The organism is Marinobacter sp. UBA5687, assembly GCF_002420325.1.
Classification (GTDB): Bacteria; Pseudomonadota; Gammaproteobacteria; order Pseudomonadales; family Oleiphilaceae; genus Marinobacter; species Marinobacter nauticus.
On record NZ_DIHV01000072.1, the window covers coordinates 1 to 18598 of the forward strand.

Genomic DNA, 18598 nt, shown 5'->3' on the forward strand with positions numbered 1-18598 from the left:
CTCGTTGAAGTCACGGATTCAGGTAGTAGCCCAGATAACCGTAGCCGACCGTATCCCGATATTTTTCAATGTGTCGTACGTTGATTGCTCGGACAACGCCTTCTGCTTCAAGCTCACTGAAGCACGCATTGAATGCATCACGGTGTTCTTTTTTACGAAACGAGGCTCTATAGGGCGTCGGGGCAAAAATCGGAATGAACATCACTTTCTGGTGCAAATCAGCCTTATCCGCATAGGTTCGGTCCGCGCGCAAACGGTGGTTAATCTCCGCAAAGATAAGACCATCCGCAAGCACCACATCCACGCGATTCAGAAAGAGCATTCGCGAGTGGATGCGCTGGTCTGCAAACTCGGAATATGAGGCAAAAGACTCAATGTGAGATTCAATACCCAGCAATTGGGACGCACCGGCAAAGGAAACAACACGCAGCCCTTTTAAATAGCGAAGATGGTAAGGCTTGATGTTCGTGGACTCCAAAACGGCGGCGCCATTCTGATAATACACGTAGGGAGTGCTTTCAAAACTTGGCGTGTCCATATCGGGAGGCACGGTCATTACCGCATCGCCCAGCCCCTCATGAGTGAAATTCCGGAGGTGCCGTTTGAAGGGGTAGAAATGAAAGTGAACATCTATGTCACATCGATCCATGACTGCAGCGAATATCTCGATATCGCGCCCAGCCGGCCCCTGTTCTGATGTTGCCGGGAGGTAGGGAGCTAGTACGAGAAGTGGCTCTGGCTCTGATGCTGCATTGGCCTGAGTGGCCAAAGTGCCAATAGCGAACGCCAGAAGTAACCATTTCATTTAGATGCCACGTGATTATCGAGAAACTACAACTACTTCCCTGCACCTAAACTCAAGGTTACCGCTAATTCCATTTTCAGAATCACGATATTACTACATTAGTGTTTCAGCTCTGTGACAGTGACGCGCTCGCCTTGTTTACCACACTGATGAATACCTGGCTGGTCACGGTTCTTATCGATTCGTTCCGCAAATCGCCGGCCCCAACGTGTCCACAAAGTGTCAGCCGTGTTTAGCGTAGAGACTCTGGAAGAAAGCCCTGTTTCGAATGTTCGCTTTTGTTTAAAAGCCTGAATGTATGCAGGTTCCCTTGCCACTCCTAGCCTATGAGTGAACCTAACTCGATCAGGTTCCCCTCCCTGGTTCTTCTTCGTCGCGGTAAAAAGTTCGCTTTCCAATGTCGGTGTGCGTGGCACTGAACGAGTCAACGAAGCTGAATGGCCATAATCCTTATGCCTACCTGAAAGGTGTGCGCAAAAGTAAAAATCACTCGACAGCTCGTATGTCTTCCTGACAAAGCCTTCTCATGCGATCCCCTGCCTCACACTATTCTTATGAACAAAACCTAAGGTGCTTAGAAAAAACTATGCAAATTCGTATTCTGAGGCTGCATATCAACGCGGGTCATTTGGTGAGCCAAGGGGTTCTACGGATGTACAAGTCGCCGGCTCAGTTGAAAAGCGCAACCAAGAATCCGGATGTGTACAAATGAGTACCGTTTTATACACATTAAAGAGGCCCCAGAATGTATACACGTCCTTCTTCAAAATTTTTCTGAAATCAATATAGTAATCAAATATTTAAGTCAAATGTACACAGTCCAGGTGAAAACTGTATGATCTTGAAGGGCACATGCTGCATGAGGATCACCTGGGGAATCGAGGCAACCTTCGCAACGGCGGGGTGCAATGGATGACCGCGGGCCGGGGCATCGTGCATTCGGAAATGCCACAGCAGGAATCCGGGGTCATGCGGGGCTTCCAGCTCTGGCTCAACCTGCCTGCCGCCGAAAAAATGAAGGCCGCCGGTTACCGGGACATTCAGCCAGAGGAGATTCCGGTGGCGCGCCAGCAGGGCGTATCCGTCCGGGTCATTGCCGGTGAACTGGAGATCGGCGGCGGTTCCGTCACCGGTGCAGTCACCGGCGGCAGCACGGAGCCTCTGTATGCCGATGTCCACCTGGAATCCGGAGCGAGGGTATCGCTGCCCGTCCCCCAGGCGCTCAATGCCCTGGTTTACCTGTATGAAGGTGGCGCAAGCCTGGTAAGCGAAGACCGGAACCAGGCTCTGGCACTGTCCTCGGCAAACATTCTGGAGCAGGGGGACGAAGTTCTGATTGAGGCCGGAGAGGCCGGGGCACAGCTGCTACTGATTGCAGGCCGGCCCATCGGCGAGCCAGTTGTCCAGTATGGTCCGTTTGTGATGAACAAACCTGCTGAGATTGAGCAGGCGCTGGCCGACTACCGCGATGGCACCCTGACGGTCTGATCAGGCAAAGGTTTTGCCGGCCATCAGGCTCTGGACCATGGGCCGGATAATCAGGTCCATGGCCAGGGCCATTTTCGGCCCCGGAATCACCAGGGTATCGTGACGGGAAAGGCTGCTCTGGGGAATGGCCTGCAGTAACCACGGGAAATCCACATCCGTCGTTTCCCGAAAGTGAATCACCACCATGCTCTCGTCTTCACTGGGCACATCCCGGGCAACGAAGGGGTTGGAGGTGTCCACCAGCGGAATTCGCTGGAAGTTGATGTGGGTGTGAGAGAACTGCGGCACGATGTCGTGCACGTAATCGTCCATCCGATTGATGATGGTCTGAACCACGGCATCCTGGCTGTAGCCCCGCTGATGGGTGTCCCGATGGATTTTCTGGATCCACTCCAGATTGACAATGGGTACCACACCAATCAACAAGTCAACGTACTGGGCAATATTGTAGTTGTCGCTCACCACCCCGCCGTGAAGCCCCTCGTAGAACAGGGCATCGGTATCCGCAGGTAACGGGCCCCAGGGGGTGAAGGTTCCGGGTTTGTGGCCAGCGGCGATCAGGTCACGGTCTTCGTCATGAACGTACTGCCGGTATCGGCCATTGCCGGTATGGCTGTAGTCATAGAACAGAGCCTCCAGCCTATCGATATGATTCGCTGCCAGGGCAAAGTGGTTGCGTTCACCAAACTGCCCCTTGGCGGCAAGTCGGGCCATTTGTTCCCGGGTATACCGATGAAAGCTGTCGCCACTGACCATGGCGGCATCGATGCCCTCACTGGCAAACATGCGGCTGAAGATCTGCCCGGTTGTGGTAGTACCTGCCCCGGAAGATCCGGTAACGGCAATAATCGGATGGCGTCTGGACATAAAAAGCTCAGGTTCCCGGATGTGCGTCAGACAAGACTGGTCAGCAGTCGGGGCTTCTCAACCACAAAACCCTGAGCGTAATCCACGCCCAGTTGCCTCAGCATATCCAGAACCTCACGGGATTCAACCTGAGAGGCAATCACTTCCCGTTCCATATAATGCGCCATATCCACCATGGATCTGACCATGGCCTGATCCGTCTGGTTGGCTGCCAGCTGGCCGGTAAAGGCACTGTCGATCTTGATCAGATCTACCGGCAACGATCGCATGAACTGGAAGGAGCTGGGCCCGCTGCCAAAGTTACCCAGGCAGAACCGGCAGCCAAGCTCTTTCATTTCCAGCATGAAATCCGCCACCGATTGCAGATCATGAATGGCAGAGGCTTCCGTCAGCTCGAACCAGAGACGCTCAATCGGTGCATCCTTCTCACTGAGCTTTTCGTAAATGAATTCCAGCAGTGACTGGTCGTTCAACGAATAGCCGGACAGGTTGATGCAGACACCACCCACATGGCGCGGATCCGGAGACTGGTCCCGCAGCCAGTCCAGCATGTGCCCCACCACCCAGCGATCCACTGCCTGCATGCGGTCATAGCGCTCGGCCATGCGGACAAAATCCTGGCCGGTAATCAGCTGCCCGCTGTCGTCGTACATGCTGATCAGAATTTCATACTGGGCCGCCATTCGGGTGTTGGCATGCAGAGGAATGATTTTCTGGCAACGCAGCAGCATGCGCTCTTCGTCCGGGTTACTCAGGCCGGCCACACGGGCCGCAATCTGTTCCTGCCGGGCCTGGTCGTCTGCGTCGAGCGTGTAGATCGAGAAACGTCCCGGGCCCTTGTCGCGAGCGGAATTGAGCGCCTGCTCGGCGGCTTTCAGCCATTTTTCGGCGCTGATCAGCGCGGGCAGTTCCGGCGCCAGGCCAACATTGGCATTTAATGTGTAACGCCGACCACCGTACTCAAAGGGTTCCGCTGCAATGGCTTCCAGCAGTGCCTTGGCAATTTCCGGCCCCTGTTCTTCAGGCACCAGCATGGCAAATTCATTGCCCCCGGGACGAGCCACCGGCATGCCGTCGCCCACATGCCGACAGATGAGCTCCGCCACCCGTTTCAGGGTTTCATCCCCGGCCTGGTAGCCCGCTGTGTCATTCAGCAATCGGAACCCGCGCAGGTCCAGTTGCAGCAATGCACGACTGTCTTCCCGGCGGGCCAGTTGCTGCTCCAGCATGCGCTCGAATTCCCGGCGGTTCAAAAGCCGGGTCAGTTCATCATGGGTGGATGCCCAGGACAGCTGGTCATAGACGTTGCGAACCATGCGGTCGATGCTCTCGTCTACCAGCGGCCGGTCATACTGATTGTCCGGTACGATAATGCCTTTGCGCATTTGTCTGGCCAGAGCCTCCAGCTCCAGCTCAACCACCCGCATACCCTGGTGGTTAACGAAGACAAACCGGCTGAAACCACGGGCAATCCACACCAGGCGGATGTACTGGGGATCTTCTGCCTTGGTCTGATCCCGCAGCCAGTCGCCGGTGCGCAATTGCTGGGCCCGGTTGATCCAGCGTTGCAGGCTGCGCTGTTCCCGTTCACTGAGCACCTGTTTGTCCGGGCGAGCACCACTGACCGCAGGCATCTCAACCATTTCCGGCGCCTTGTCAGGCCGACGCACCAGAAACTGCTTCAATTCATCCCGGATCTGGGAGGACGGCATGTGGTTACTGGAGATCGACGCCAGCCCATCCTGAATCAGCCGTAACAGTTCGGGCAGGTTAATGCTGCTGTCCGGGTCCTCGGCAAAAGCCATCAGCGAATCGATCACCGCCAGGTAGTCCTGCCATAACTGACTGTCTGGTCCCTGGCGAATCCAGGTCAGCGACAATAAATCCCTCCAGCCGCCTTCAAGCAGGCTGACCAGGGCCCTGGGAACCTTGCGGCCAGCCAGTTTGCTTTCCAGCGCGCTGGCCACGGCGGTTTTGGATTCGGCAACCTTCTGGGCACCCTCTGCGGCAGCCGTCACCCGCTCAACGTTGCGGCGATACACCAGGTTCTGCCGGTCAATCAGGGTGTCCAGCTCACCTACGGTTTGCTCAAACACACCGGTATCCTGTTCAAACTCGGTAGCAATGCGGTGAATCAGCTCATCCACCCGGCGCTGCACCACCGGGTTCAGCCGGCCACCCTTCACGCCCAGTTGTGCCAGGCGATTCATCACGCCACGGACCGGGCTGTCCTGGTCCTCAAAGAACTCGGGATCACGCATCACCACTTTCAGCACCGGCACTTCCAGCTGACGCATGCGGCTCTGGGCGTAGTCACTGAGTTTGGGACTATCGACCACGCTCCGGAAAAACCGGTCGACAACGTCCAGGGTTTGCTGCTGCTCAGCATTGAGCCGCGTGTCACCGGTTTCACGTATCTTTCCAACCACCCGGTCCCGCAAGGGCACGGCCGGCTCTTCCGGGGCCGCAGCGCGTAACTGCAGCTCCTGTAATTCCCGGTGCAGTTCACCCTGAGACAGCGGACGGGCATTGGCCGCAAACGGCTCTGGCGTCGCCTCCCCATTCTCCACACGACTGGCCTGCAGTGTTGTCAGCAGGTTCCTGACCGTGGCAAAGGCGGTCTGGGCTGCGCGAGCGTACCCCCGGAACTCTCCGGCTACCCGGTTTTTCAGCCCGCGGGCCGTTTGTCCGGGTTTGCTTTCCGGCGCCTCAGGCTGCGGCTTATTCAGAGGTGTTTCAGGCTCCGGCTTCAGCACCTCGGCCGGCGGCTCCTTCCTGGCCGGCGCCTGTTCGCTCAGATAACGGGACAGGTCCAGATCCGGCAACACACCATGCCGGATCAGGATATTGTTCAACTCCCGATACAACGGCTCCAGCTGTTTGATCACCGTCTGCTCAAACGTCTTCAGGCAGACCTTTTCAACGTCCCGGCTGACTTTCAGCTGGGCAAGCGCGTTATGGAAGGCTTCGCACACGAGGGCGGGACCGAGGGGATTATGATGGCCGGTGCGATTGGCGATACCTAACTTGTCCAGCCTCAGCTTGAGCTGCAGCAGGTCGCCACGGTATTGGGTATCAGCACGGGTAACCATCACCCGAATTGCCAGCCAGTCCTCAAACTCGTTTTTGTCTACCACCGACAACACTGAACCGGGCGCGCCTTTGGGCTCCGGTTTTAAGGGCGACTCCAGACTGCGGCTCATGTAATGCCAGAGCACCCGCTGGCGCCCCTGAATCTGGCCGGATGCATCCATCAACTCATTGGCAAGCTGGTCGTTTGGGGCTTTCTGGGCCGCAATACGCAGTGCCTCCACCGTCTGGACAAAACAGGCATCCATGAGTGGTTCAATAAACCGCGTGACGGTTTTGGCACACTGGTGAAGCACAAACTGAACGCGTTCACTGGGGGCGCGAAGTGATGACCGGGCCTGATCCCCGGAACTGCCACACAACTGCAGCATGGCGTTGAAGGCATCGGAATCGGGGCGGGTAAAATGCACGCCCATGGCACCGTCAATGCGCCGCACCGGGCTGACATGAAGCTCGTATCGACGATTGCCCTCAAGACCTCGGAACCGAACCACCAGTTCGGTAACACCGCCGCGAGCAAAAGCCCGTTCGATTTTGCCTGAAGTTTCGCCCGAATAACGAATGAACATGCCTTCGGCACAGAAATCTGCAATCTGGCAGGGCCACGCCTCACCACTGCCGGCATCTATCTGAGCGGCAAGTTTGATCGGCTGTCGGGGGCTGCTGCGACGCTCTCTCGGATCCATGAACTACCTGACCAGTTGCAAAGCCGGCATGTTGCCGGATGCGGAAATCCGGCCAACGTCCCTGAGTGGGTGTAGGTTCGAGCTGTTATGATAAGGCCTGCGGCGGTCGGTTAAAAATCTGTGACAGCCGTCGGCGGATAAGGAATTGTACAGCCTCATACCCACAACATCATAATATGATGATTCATGAGACAGCTTAGTCAGATCTATCTCCTTTTGCTACTGGTAACACCCCTGAATGGCTGTACGACCATTGGCTACTATGGCCAGGCCATTGGCGGCCATGTGTCCCTGATGATGAAGGCCAGGCCCATCAACCAGGTAACCACAGCACCGGAAACCGACCCGGAACTTCGCCGACGGCTTGAGCTGGCAGCACAAGCACGAGAATTCGCGGCGAAAGAACTGGCCTTGCCGGTAGACGATGCCTTCCGTAAATACGTGGCGCTGGGGCGGCCATGGGTGGTGGTGAATCTGGTCGCCGTGCCGGAGTTTTCGCTTACCCCCCACCAATGGTGTTATCCGTTTGTGGGCTGCCAGTCGTATCGCGGGTACTTCCAGCTAGCCGACGCCCGACAGGAGCAGACGGCCTTTCGCGAACGCCATTATGATACCTTTATCGGCGCCGTAACCGCCTACTCCACCCTGGGCTGGTTCGATGATCCGCTGCATACCGGGTTCACCTCCCTGGCGGATGACCGCATGGTCGCCCTGATGTTTCACGAGCTGGCCCACCGCGTGCTCTATATCAACGGTGATACCGCCTTTAACGAGAGCTTTGCCACTGCCGTGGAACTGGAAGGGCTTCGGCTCTGGCTGAAGCGGCAAGGGGCATCTGAGGGTTTTGAGCGCGCTCTGGCGCGATTACAGCACCGGCAAAAGACTCTGGAACTGGTCGCCGCCACCAGCGAGCAACTCCAACAACTTTATGCCCGCCAGGATACGATGGACAAATCCACGCTGCGGGCGCGCAAGGCCCAACTGCTCGACGAACTGGCCCGGGACTACGCCAACCTGGCCGACCAATATGAAGAGCCGGGGCCTTTCGGCCCGCCGCCGGTGCAGCTTAACAACGCACAGCTGGCATTGTTCCGGCAATATAATCAGCATGTTCCCGCCTTCCGACAGATGCTGAAAGAGCTGAACTACCGCTTCCACGATTTTTACCGGGCTGTCGAGGAGCTTTCCCTACAGCCGGCGGACAGTCGCACTGCACAGCTGGAATTACTGTCAGAGCGGTTTGTAGAACACCTTTGAATTACGCTGGGTGTTGTATGAAGCCAGCTTTGGCCCCGGCAGATCCTGCACAGCGGTAGGCAGGAAACCGCGTTCCCGGAACCAGTGTTCGGTTTGAGTAGTCAGCACGAACAGTTTGTGGACGCCCTGGCCCCGGGCCAGCTTTTCAACCATGGCGAGAATCTCGTCGCCACGGCCGGCACGGCGGTAGGAGGGGTCGACCGCAAAACAGGATAACTCCCCGGCGCCCTCCTCCGGATAATGGTACAGCGCGGCGCAGCCGACAATGGTGCCGTCCCGTTCCGCCACCACAAACCGGTCGATTTCGGTTTCCAGCATTTCCCGGGAGCGGCGAACCAGCACGCCCTGCTCTTCCAGCGGCTGAATCAGCTCCAGAATGCCACCGATATCTTCTACCCGCGCCTGGCGAATCTGTTCGTAGTTATCACCGCTGACCAGGGTGCCGGAACCATCGCGGGTAAACAGCTCTTCCAGCAGGGCGCCGTCTTCGACATAACTGATGATGTGGGCACGCCGAACGCCTTTGACACAGGCATCGCAGGCGGCCTTGAGCAGGGCCGCGTCGTGACCGGTGACGGCATTGTCGTTCAAGCGCTCGGAGGCCTGACGGGCGGACAACTCACGTATCAGGCTACCATCTTCTTCGAGCAGGCCTTCGTCGTCGATGAAGACAATCAGCTTCTCCGCCTGCAGCGCTGCGGCCACCTGGCTGCCAACGTCCTCATAGGAAAGGTTGAAGGCATCACCGGTGGGCGAATAGCCCATTGGCGGCAACAAAACAATATGCCCCAGCTCCAGCAACTGCTCGATGCCACGGGTATCAACACGGCGAACGCGGCCGGTGTAGCCAAAATCAATGCCATCCAGCACGCCAACGGGTTTGGCGGTGACGTAGTTGCCGCTGCTGACCCGAATCCGGGCGTTGTGCATGGGTGAATTCACCAACCCCATGGAGAGCTGGCTTTCCAGGTAGGCCCTGAGCCCGCCAATGGCTTCCATAACCATCGGCAGATGGTTATCGGGGGTGATGCGCAAGCCCCGTGCGAAGGAGGATTCCAGGCCGGCATCATCCAGTCGCGACTGAATCTGGGGGCGGCCACCAAACGCCACCACCAACTTGACGCCAAGGCTGCTGAGCAGAGCGATGTCGTGGATGATGTTGATAAAATTGCGGTGCTCGATGGCATCCCCGGGCATGGTCAGGACGACGGTTCGGCCGCGATGGGCGTTGATGTACGGAGAGGAATGGCGGAATCCGTGCAGCCAGTCGTTTGATTTCAAACCTTTATTCCTTATACCCTGATAATGCTTGCCAAGAATGGCGAATGCCGGGACAGTTTTCCGCCCGCCTTACCGCTAGTCTACTCAAAGACAGAACCTTTTGATCAATCCCTTGAGGATATCCACCGTCGGCTGCAACTGGGACAGTTCCAGAAACTCGTCCGGCTGGTGCGCCTGGTCGATCGAACCAGGCCCCATCACCAGGGTCTCCAACCCCAGTTTCTGCAGCCAGGGTGCCTCCGTGGCAAAAGCAACGGCGTGTGCCGTGTGCCCCGTGAGTTTCTCACAGGCTTTGACCAGAGCGGCGTCGGCCGGGGTTTCAAACGGCGGCACGCCGTCAAACAGGGGGGCAAACGTGAGTTTGAGTTCCCGCCGCTCGGCCAGAGGCTGCATCCGGTCAAGAATCGCCTGGCGCAGGGTGTCCATGTTCATGCCCGGCAGCGGACGCAGGTCGAAGTGCAATTCGCATTGGGCGCAGATGCGATTGGGATTGTCACCACCGTGGATACAGCCCAGGTTCAGGGTGGGCACCTGTACCTCGAAGTTGGGGTTGCGGTACTTTTCCTGCCATTCGCTGCGCAGGGCCAGCAGTTCGCCGAGCGCCTCGTGCATGCCTTCCAGCGCGTTGCGGCCCAGGGCCGGGTTGGAGGAATGGCCCGATTGCCCGTCAAACCGCAACCGCTCCATCATGATGCCCTTGTGCATGCGCACTGGTTTGAGATTGGTGGGCTCGCCGATCACCGCGTAACGGGCTTTCGGTTTGCCGGCTTCTGCCAGTGCCCGGGCGCCATTCATCGAGCTTTCTTCGTCAGCAGTGGCCAGGATAATCAGTGGCTGCTGCAAGGGCTCGCCGGCAAAGGCCCTGGCGGCTTCAATGGCCAGCGGGAAAAAGCCCTTCATATCGCAGGTGCCCAGACCGTACCAGCGGTTGTCCTTTTCCGTGAGACTGAACGGATCACTTTGCCAGCGTTTGTCGTCAAACGGTACGGTGTCGGTATGGCCTGAGAGTACCAGCCCACCCGGACCGCTACCCAGAGTGGCGATCAGATTGAACTTGCCGGGCATGCCCGGCACCTCCATGATCTCGACGGTAAACCCCAGGGGTTCGAGCCACTCTGCCAGCAGGCGGACCACACCCTCGTTACTGTGATCCCACTCCGGCGAGGCACTGCTGATGGATGGCAATGAAATCAGCCGGGCCAGCATGTCCCTGATACCCGGCACCCCTGTGCTTGCGCTTGCGGTCACTTATTGCCTCCCGTCCCGGCGCTATTCCGGGCGGCCCCGGCGCCAGACTTCAAATTGTGTAATGGCACGAATCAGAATGGGGTACGCCACTTCGCCCCCGGCCACTGTGCGGGCGATTTCCATATCCCGCTCGCCAACGCTGACCAGTCGCCCCTCAACCTGGTTTTCATTCGAGAGCGTAACCTTTACGCGCCGGCCAAGCCAGGTATTGGCGTTCTCAACACTGTCAGGGTACCACTGCTCAAAATCCGGGTCTTCCGGCGGTACCACAGGCTCCATTGCCTGCGCAGGCAATGCTGGTTCCACCCGTTGCATTTCGGTCAGGTACACATCCGGCACGGTGGCACCGTTATAGGATACGCGCAGGCTGACGGTGTTTTCCGAATCGGTGCGTACGGGCAGCCCGAAGGTTTCCGAGCCGGGTGCAAGCATCATGGTCACCTCACCCCCTTCGGTCAGCCATTGCCGATACAGTGCCAGCAATTGCGGACTGGCTTCCAGGCCCCGAGCCTGCAGCCCTTTCTCCAATGCCGCGACACCCCGCCCGGCCCAGTCGCTGACCTCCAGCCCGGTCTCGCGGGCACAATAGGCAGAGAGGCGGCGCATCAGACCCGCGTCACGAACGGTCAGTTGCAGTGGCCCGGCCCCCATGGAGGCCGGGTCGGCCAGATTGCCCATGGTCAGTCTGGCGTCTGGCCAAACCAGCTCCAGGCTTCCGGTTTCACGGGTATTCAGTTCAAAACGCAGGGCATCGGGGGTCTGCTCCAGCAACATGTCGCCCCGGATATCAGGAATCCCCATACGCATCAAATCCCCACTGCCCAGTTGCTGCCTTGGGTCCGGCGCACAGGACAGATTGGCTAGCGGGGCCTGGGCAGTTTCATCCGGCGCCGCCGTCACCCAGTTCCGGAACATGGTAGGTTCCAGCGTAATGCTGGCGCGCTCAACGGATAGCCGCCAACTGGCCGGCAAGCTGTCAGGGCTCATCAGTGTGGTCAACAGAGCGATTGGAGAGCCGGTTTCCAGTTCAATCAGGTCCATCTGCAATGGCTGAGTAAGCTGGAAGTCCTCCCAGTGCGCCTGTCGGAGGATGACCCGGCCATCCACAGAGGAGCTGATGCTCCCCCGCTCGAGTACACCGGATTCCGATAGTACCGTGCGCGCCTCTGCCAGACGCTGGTCCGTCAGCCACCAGACGCCAGCTTTAAAGCCGGCGAAGGCCACTATTCCTGTGATAACGAGAAATGACAGCAGGCGTTTCATCCGGTAACTCCCGGCCAGAAGTATCAGTTACGGGAAATCAGCGTACCGACACCCTCGTCGGTGAAGATTTCCAGCAGGCAGGCGTGGGCCACACGTCCGTCGATGATGTGGGAGGTGCGCACGCCGTTTTCCACCGCACTCAGGGCACAGCGGATTTTTGGCAACATACCGCCATGGATGGTGCCGTCTTCAATCAGATCGTTCACCTGCTGGGCGGTCAGGCCGGTCAGCACTTTGTCTTCCTTGCTCTTGAGGCCGGAGACATTGGTCAGCAGGATCAGCTTTTCCGCCTTCATGGCTTCTGCCACCTTGCCGGCTACCAGGTCCGCATTGATGTTGTAGGAAGCGCCATCCGGCCCGACACCGATGGGCGCGATAACCGGGATCACGTTGCTGCGGGTCAGCATGTCGATAACATCCACGTTGACGCTTGCCACCTCGCCAACATGGCCAATATCGATGATTTCAGGCCGCTCCAGCTCCGGCGAGCGATTGACCACTTCCAGCTTCCGGGCCCGGATCAGATTGGCATCCTTACCGGTCAGGCCCACCGCGGTGCCTCCGTGGGCATTGATCAGGGAAACGATTTCTTTGTTCACCTGGCCGCCGAGCACCATTTCGACCACGTCCATGGTCTCCGCATCGGTAACCCGCATGCCGTTAACAAAGCGGGACTGGATATTCAGGCGTTCCAGCAGCTCTCCGATCTGGGGGCCGCCGCCGTGAACCACGATAGGGTTGATCCCCACCAGCTTCATCAGCACCACGTCCCGGGCGAAACTGCTTTTCAGGTCTTCGTTCTCCATGGCGTTGCCGCCGTATTTGATCACGACCGTCTTGCCGGTAAACCGTTGGATATAGGGCAGGCCCCGGCTCAGTACCGAGGCCACCTGCATTGCTGTTTCACGATCCAGCGCCATGATGTTGTGTTAATCCTTACGACAGTAATGGGTTTCAGAATTCCGCCACCAGGTCTGGTGCCGCTTTCTGCAGTTGCTCCCGGAACACGGATTTGATCCGCTCCAGTGCCTGTTCGGTTTCGGCTTCGAAGCGCAGAACCAGAACCGGCGTGGTATTGGACGCACGGCATAGCCCCCAGCCATCGGCATAATCTACCCGAATGCCATCAATGGTACTGATATTGCCGTCACCAAAATCCGCCTGCTGACCTAGCCGTTCAATGATGGCGAACTTGTCGCTCTCGGTCACCTCGACATTCAGCTCAGGGGTACTGATATCCTCGGGGAAGTCTTCAAAGACTTCATCGGAGTGACGATCCTCAATGCCCAGGATTTCCAGCAGCCGGGCAGCCGAGTAAAGGCCATCGTCAAAGCCGTACCAGCGTTCGCCGAAGAAAACGTGTCCGCTCATTTCGCCCGCCAGCAGGGCGCCGGTTTCCTTCATTTTCGCTTTCATCAGGGAATGGCCGGTTTTCCACATGATCGGGCGCCCTCCAGCTTCCGAGATCACGCTGGCCAGCCGGCGGCTGCACTTCACGTCATAGAGCACATCCGCGCCGGGATTGCGGGACACCACATCCCTGGCAAAGAGCATCAGCAGGCGATCCGGCCAGATGATCTTGCCGGTATTGGTAACCACGCCCAGACGATCACCATCGCCATCAAAGGCCAGCCCGATATCGGCGCCGGTCTCCTTAACCTTGGCAATCAGGTCCTGCAGGTTCGCGGGTTTGCCGGGGTCCGGGTGATGATTCGGGAAATCACCGTCCACTTCACAATACAGTGGCGTGACTTCACAGCCCAGTTCCTCAACCAGCATGGGGCCCAGCTCTCCGGCAATGCCGTTACCGGCATCGACCACCACTTTCAACGGCGCCGCCACAGCAATATCACCGACGATACGGTCCAGATAGGCGCGGCGTACGTCGTCCCGGGATTGCTCACCCTGCCCTCTGGCAAGGTCGGCGGTCTGGATGCGCTGGTACAGCTTCTGGATAGCTTCACCAGACAGGGTCTCTCCGCCCAGCATGATCTTCAGGCCGTTATAGTTGGCTGGATTATGGCTACCGGTCACCATAACGCCAGAACCGGTCTGCAGGTGATGGGTTGCAAAGTACAGCACCGGCGTAGGTATGGCCCCCAGATGAATGATGTTACAACCGGTCGCCATGATGCCGCGCCCCAGGGCATCAGCCAATTCCGGACTGGAGTGCCGGCCATCGTAGCCAATACAGATATCTGTGACACCACGCTCGGTCGCTTCCGAGCCGATCGCGCGACCAATGACTTCAACCACCTCTGCCGAAAGGGTCTGACCAACGATGCCCCGGATGTCATAGGCGCGGAAGATTTCCGGGTTGATCTGAACCGAAGGCACCTCGGCCTCAGCAACTTCAGGAATGTCCTCGTCGAACAGGGAATCCTCGGAGCCACCAAAGCCGAGCACATCCTCGTCACCATCGAGCATGTCAATGTCCGGCATGTCCTTGTCCTGAAAGAGTGGTTCATCCTCCGCCGTCGCTGCCTTGCGGCGGGCAGGAGCCGCTTTGGGCGCAGCCGACTCCGCGGCCTTGGCCACCCGCTTCTCAACCATCTGGGACAGACGGAACAGCACTTCTCCGGTGGACGCCACCATATCCCAGCGCAGAGCCGGCAGTTTCATCCGCTCGCCTCCGAACACCTTGTGGGCCCACTGAATGAGCGCGGTCACATCCTGACGTATTCCACGCTGCGCGTTGCCAAGAAGCATCCAGACCAGAATCGCCGCCACCAGCGCAGGCACCCCCACCAGAATCGCCAGGAGAATGGTGCTTACCGGCGCCACCGGTGCCGAGGCCGGTTGGTAACGGACGGACCAGTCCGGGTTGATCAGGGTGCGAGACAGCTCAGGGCCGCTGCCGTTACCGGCGCTGGCCACCGTTCGTGAAGCGCCGGACACGGATTGGACCAGTGACAGCTGGCCCCCGAGTTGCGGGTTGCTCACGGCCAGCATTGGCCGTATGTGGGAGGCTTCAAAAACCGCCAGCACGCTACCAACCACGGCATTGCTTGTGGGATGACGCACTGCCGCGGCAAATTGCAGATACCACTGATTGTCGCGGGGGAAGGCGTCCGGCAACAGGTTCTGTCCATTTTCTGCCCGCCGGGCCAGTTCCAGGCCCGCAAATCCCAGCAGGGTATCGCCGTTACCGGTCCGGGGCACTTCCCGGTAAGGGAAGACAAACACCTGAGCGGAACCGGGCAGCGCCGTTTGCAATTGTCCGGCGAGATTGGCCAGATCAGACCGCTCGGCCAGAGCAAGGGCAGCGTAACGCTGGTTCGCCACCGCCCGAACCTGTTCCTGCAGCGCCGTCAGTGACTGATTCAGGCGCCGTTGCGCACTGTCCACTTCCATGGCGCTGGCCGCCTCATAGCGGGCCTCCCCCGCGGGCACCACCACCAGAAAATGGGCCAGCACCACCGCGACCACGCCGGCCACCAGTACCACCAGCGATTGATTCAACCCAACCGATCCGAGTTTCTTTAAACCGGAGCCAGCCGCTTCTTTTGACGTTTTGGACGGTTTCTGTTTCTTTCCGGGTTTCTTCTCCGGCTGCTCATCACCGGAAGACGCGTTGGTTTTTTTCTTGGCGAATTTCATAATGCATCCCGCAGTTATTTTCTTTCCCGGATAGGTCTGTATCCGCTGAGTATAGACGCCGGCCAGTTATCTCGCTGCCAGGTAAAGATGCCCGACTCAGTGGCTCCCAGTGGAGCCAAAGCCACCTTCACCCCGGTCACTGGCATCAAATTCGGTCACAATCTCGAAATCCGCCTGTACCACAGGCACCAGCACCATCTGGGCAATACGTTCGCCCACCTCGATGGTGAATGGCGTCTGGCCCCGGTTCCAGCAGGACACCATCAACTCGCCCTGGTAGTCAGAATCGATCAATCCCACCAGATTGCCGAGCACGATCCCATGCTTGTGTCCGAGTCCGCTCCGGGGCAGGATCATGGCAGCCAACCCCGGGTCAGCAATATGCACAGACAGGCCGGTGGGAATCAGGTGGGTCTCACCCGGCATAACGGTCTTGGCTTCCTTTAATGCCGCCCGGAGATCAAGGCCTGCAGAGCCTTCCGTAGCGTATTCGGGAAACGGAATCGCGGTACCAATGCGATCATCCAGAACCCGTACCTCAAACTTTCTTTTACTCATGCCTGTTCAATCCTGTTGCTGTGGTCTGCAATCAACGCCACCAGACGGGCAGCGATCGCCTGTTTGCTGTCCGGCCCGATGGATTCCGAACCCGCAGGCCAGAACACCGTAACCGCATTTCGATCGCTGCTGAAGCCGAGCCCGGGAACGGACACATCGTTGGCGATAATCATGTTGAGTTTCTTGCGCTGCATCTTGTCGGTCGCATAGCGCGCCACGTCCGTGGTCTCAGCGGCAAAGCCAACCGTAAACGGCGCATCGGCCCGGGCCGCGATGGTCGCCAGGGTATCGGGGTTACGGACCAGCGCCAGGCTCATGTTGTCGTTGGTTTTCTTGATTTTCTCGCTGGCGAACACCTCGGGCCGGTAATCTGCCACCGCGGCCGTGGCGATAAAGATATCGCAGCCTTCATCGACCGCCTTGCTGGCGGCTTCCAGCATCTCCTGAGCGGTGCTGACAGGCCGGACATCAACCCCCGCTGGGGCCGACAAACTGACAGGTCCACTGACAAGCACCACCTCGGCTCCGGCGGCAACGGCTGCACCGGCCAGGGCATAGCCCATCTTGCCCGAGCTGTGATTGGTAATGTAGCGCACCGGATCGATCGGCTCCCGGGTTGGCCCGGCCGTGATCACCAACCGTTTGCCAGACAGCGGCCCGGTAGTTTCAACCACGCCCTCTCCGTTTACCAGACGAGCCAGACGTTCCGGCTCAAGCATGCGCCCAGGACCGGTATCACCGCAGGCCTGTTCGCCCTGGTCCGGTCCCCAGACGGTAATCTGCGGGTCTTCCGTCAACAGCGCCAGATTCCGCTGGGTACGGAAGTTCTTCCACATGGCCTGGTTCATTGCGGGGGCCAACGCTATCGGCGCTTCGGTGGCGCAACAGACCGTGGTCAACAGGTCATCGGCCAGCCCATGGGCCAGACGGGCCATAAAATCCGCAGACGCCGGCGCTACCACAACCTGATCGGCCCACTTGGCCAGCTCGATGTGCCCCATGCCAGCCTCGGCTTCCGGGTCAAGCAGCGAGGAGCGCACCGGTTCGCCGCTCAGAGCCTGATAGGTCAGCGGCGCAACAAATGCCTCCGCCCCCCGGGTCATGACAACCCGGACTTCGTGCCCCGCTTTTTTCAGCAGTCGAACCAGCTCCGCACTTTTATAGGCGGCGATACCACCGGTTATTCCCAACAATATTCGCTTGGCGGTCATGCGGGCTCCGTAATCCCGTAAAATGAAAGAGTTATAAGATAGCATGCCGAGCGCAGACGGGCAGCCTGCTAGAACCCCTGTTCGTTTACCAAATGTTACCTTTTGGAGTAACCTTTGTAATTTCGAGAACCCGGTGCAGGACGCACTCCCCGAAACCAGCAAGGAAGCAAACATGCCACCCAGCCATTGGCCCGCCGATGAGCGGCCCCGTGAGCGATTGCTCACTCACGGCCCTGAATCATTGTCAGATGCCGAACTCCTGGCCATTTTCCTGCGTACCGGTACCACCGGCATGCCGGTGATGGCACTGGCCCGACACCTGATCACCGAATTTTCCGGACTGCGCGGCCTGATGACCGCTTCCCGCCGACAATTCTGCGAGGTCAAAGGCCTGGGCACCGCCAAATATGCCCAGGTGCAGGCTGCCATGGAAATGGCGAGGCGAGTGATGGACGAGCCGCTGCGCCAGGGCGATCCGCTGCGCTCACCGGAAGATACCCGGCGCTTTCTCACCAGCCGCCTGGGCACTTATCCTCATGAAGTGTTCGCCGGCCTATTCCTGGATAACCGTCACCGGGTCATCCAGTACCGGGAACTGTTCCGGGGTACGATAGACGGCGCAGCGGTTTACCCCCGGGAGGTGGTGCGCCAGGCTCTGGAGGACAATGCCGCCGCGGTCATCTTTGCCCACAACCATCCGTCAGGCGTGGCCGAGCCAAGCCAGGCTGACATTTCCCTGACCCGCCGGCTGAAAGAGGCCCTGGGACTGGTCGATATCAGGGTTCTTGACCATATGGTTATCGGCCACGGTGAGGTAATATCCCTTGCTGAACGAGGATTGATGTAGCCCCGTGAAGGATACCGCCCCGAAACTGGCCAAATTCCCAACAATTTTTTGCGTTGGTCGGCCAGTTCTGGTATAAAAGCGTCCCTTTCTGGCGGCGTCTGGCGAGCAGCGTTCTGTTTCAGAAGCGCAAACCGGCAGCAGGTATGGCTCCGGAGCAACCAGAGACGCATTAAAAACGAATTCGTATTGATAGAGACCATTGCTCAGGTCGGAGGCAAGTATGTCCAGAGTTTGTCAGGTTACCGGTAAGCGTCCGGTTACCGGTAACAACGTTTCCCACGCGATGAACCACACTCGTCGTCGTTTTCTGCCGAATCTGCAGAACCACCGTTTCTGGGTTGAGTCCGAGAAGCGTTTCGTGAAGCTGCGCGTTTCCACCAAGGGCATGCGCATCATC

General features: G+C 58.6%; 14 protein-coding genes. 4 read left to right on the top strand and 10 right to left on the bottom strand.

The window, feature by feature from the left end; genetic code table 11:
* Window positions 1-10: 10 nt before the first annotated feature.
* Complete coding sequence (locus tag B3Y70_RS07675) at window positions 11-805, bottom strand: transporter substrate-binding domain-containing protein (RefSeq protein WP_288589543.1); 795 nt, start codon at window positions 803-805, stop codon at window positions 11-13.
* An 831-nt stretch (window positions 806-1636) separates the two neighbouring features.
* Between B3Y70_RS07675 and B3Y70_RS07680 the strand changes: the two genes are divergently transcribed.
* On the top strand, window positions 1637-2293 hold the full coding sequence (locus B3Y70_RS07680; protein WP_348680478.1) for a pirin family protein: 657 nt from the start codon (window positions 1637-1639) through the stop codon (window positions 2291-2293).
* Here B3Y70_RS07680 and B3Y70_RS07685 read toward each other — a convergent pair whose 3' ends face one another.
* Window positions 2294-3160 (bottom strand): phosphoribulokinase, encoded by an 867-nt coding sequence (locus B3Y70_RS07685; RefSeq protein WP_199452972.1) that lies wholly within the window; start codon window positions 3158-3160, stop codon window positions 2294-2296.
* 26 nt (window positions 3161-3186) lie between these two features.
* Window positions 3187-6936 (bottom strand): DUF1631 family protein, encoded by a 3750-nt coding sequence (locus B3Y70_RS07690; RefSeq protein WP_288589547.1) that lies wholly within the window; start codon window positions 6934-6936, stop codon window positions 3187-3189.
* A gap of 186 nt (window positions 6937-7122) precedes the next feature.
* Here B3Y70_RS07690 and B3Y70_RS07695 point away from each other — a divergent pair, with 186 nt between their 5' ends.
* Entirely contained in the window at window positions 7123-8193 is a 1071-nt protein-coding gene (locus tag B3Y70_RS07695; RefSeq protein WP_286714456.1) for an aminopeptidase, read from the top strand.
* On the opposite strand, the gene argA is transcribed toward B3Y70_RS07695, so the two are convergent.
* The 7 genes from argA to coaBC all read right to left on the bottom strand — a co-directional run bounded on the left by argA (window position 8167) and on the right by coaBC (window position 17354).
* The gene (gene argA, locus B3Y70_RS07700; RefSeq protein ID WP_226596012.1) at window positions 8167-9474 is read right to left on the bottom strand and encodes an amino-acid N-acetyltransferase; all 1308 of its coding nucleotides are present in this window, start codon (window positions 9472-9474) and stop codon (window positions 8167-8169) included. The genes B3Y70_RS07695 and argA overlap by 27 nt on opposite strands.
* A gap of 84 nt (window positions 9475-9558) precedes the next feature.
* On the bottom strand, window positions 9559-10722 hold the full coding sequence (gene argE, locus B3Y70_RS07705) for an acetylornithine deacetylase (RefSeq protein WP_288589550.1): 1164 nt from the start codon (window positions 10720-10722) through the stop codon (window positions 9559-9561).
* A 21-nt stretch (window positions 10723-10743) separates the two neighbouring features.
* Window positions 10744-11985, bottom strand: a complete 1242-nt coding sequence (locus B3Y70_RS07710; RefSeq protein ID WP_022993181.1) for a hypothetical protein — start codon at window positions 11983-11985, stop codon at window positions 10744-10746.
* A gap of 23 nt (window positions 11986-12008) precedes the next feature.
* A complete protein-coding gene (gene argB, locus B3Y70_RS07715; RefSeq protein WP_014422830.1) occupies window positions 12009-12905 on the bottom strand; it encodes an acetylglutamate kinase in 897 nt (298 codons plus the stop codon).
* Window positions 12906-12939: 34 nt separating this feature from the next.
* On the bottom strand, window positions 12940-15585 hold the full coding sequence (locus B3Y70_RS07720) for a phosphomannomutase/phosphoglucomutase (RefSeq protein ID WP_114433704.1): 2646 nt from the start codon (window positions 15583-15585) through the stop codon (window positions 12940-12942).
* Window positions 15586-15681: 96 nt separating this feature from the next.
* Window positions 15682-16143, bottom strand: a complete 462-nt coding sequence (dut, locus tag B3Y70_RS07725; RefSeq protein WP_014422832.1) for a dUTP diphosphatase — start codon at window positions 16141-16143, stop codon at window positions 15682-15684.
* On the bottom strand, window positions 16140-17354 hold the full coding sequence (coaBC, locus tag B3Y70_RS07730) for a bifunctional phosphopantothenoylcysteine decarboxylase/phosphopantothenate--cysteine ligase CoaBC (RefSeq protein WP_041655129.1): 1215 nt from the start codon (window positions 17352-17354) through the stop codon (window positions 16140-16142). Before coaBC ends, dut begins: the two co-directional genes overlap by 4 nt.
* A gap of 172 nt (window positions 17355-17526) precedes the next feature.
* On the opposite strand from coaBC, the gene radC reads away from it, so the two are divergent.
* Together radC and rpmB are read left to right on the top strand one after the other, a co-directional pair.
* On the top strand, window positions 17527-18201 hold the full coding sequence (gene radC, locus B3Y70_RS07735; protein WP_014422834.1) for a RadC family protein: 675 nt from the start codon (window positions 17527-17529) through the stop codon (window positions 18199-18201).
* Between the two features lie 220 nt (window positions 18202-18421).
* On the top strand, window positions 18422-18598 hold a 177-nt coding region (gene rpmB, locus B3Y70_RS07740; RefSeq protein ID WP_288589553.1), incomplete at its 3' end, for a 50S ribosomal protein L28.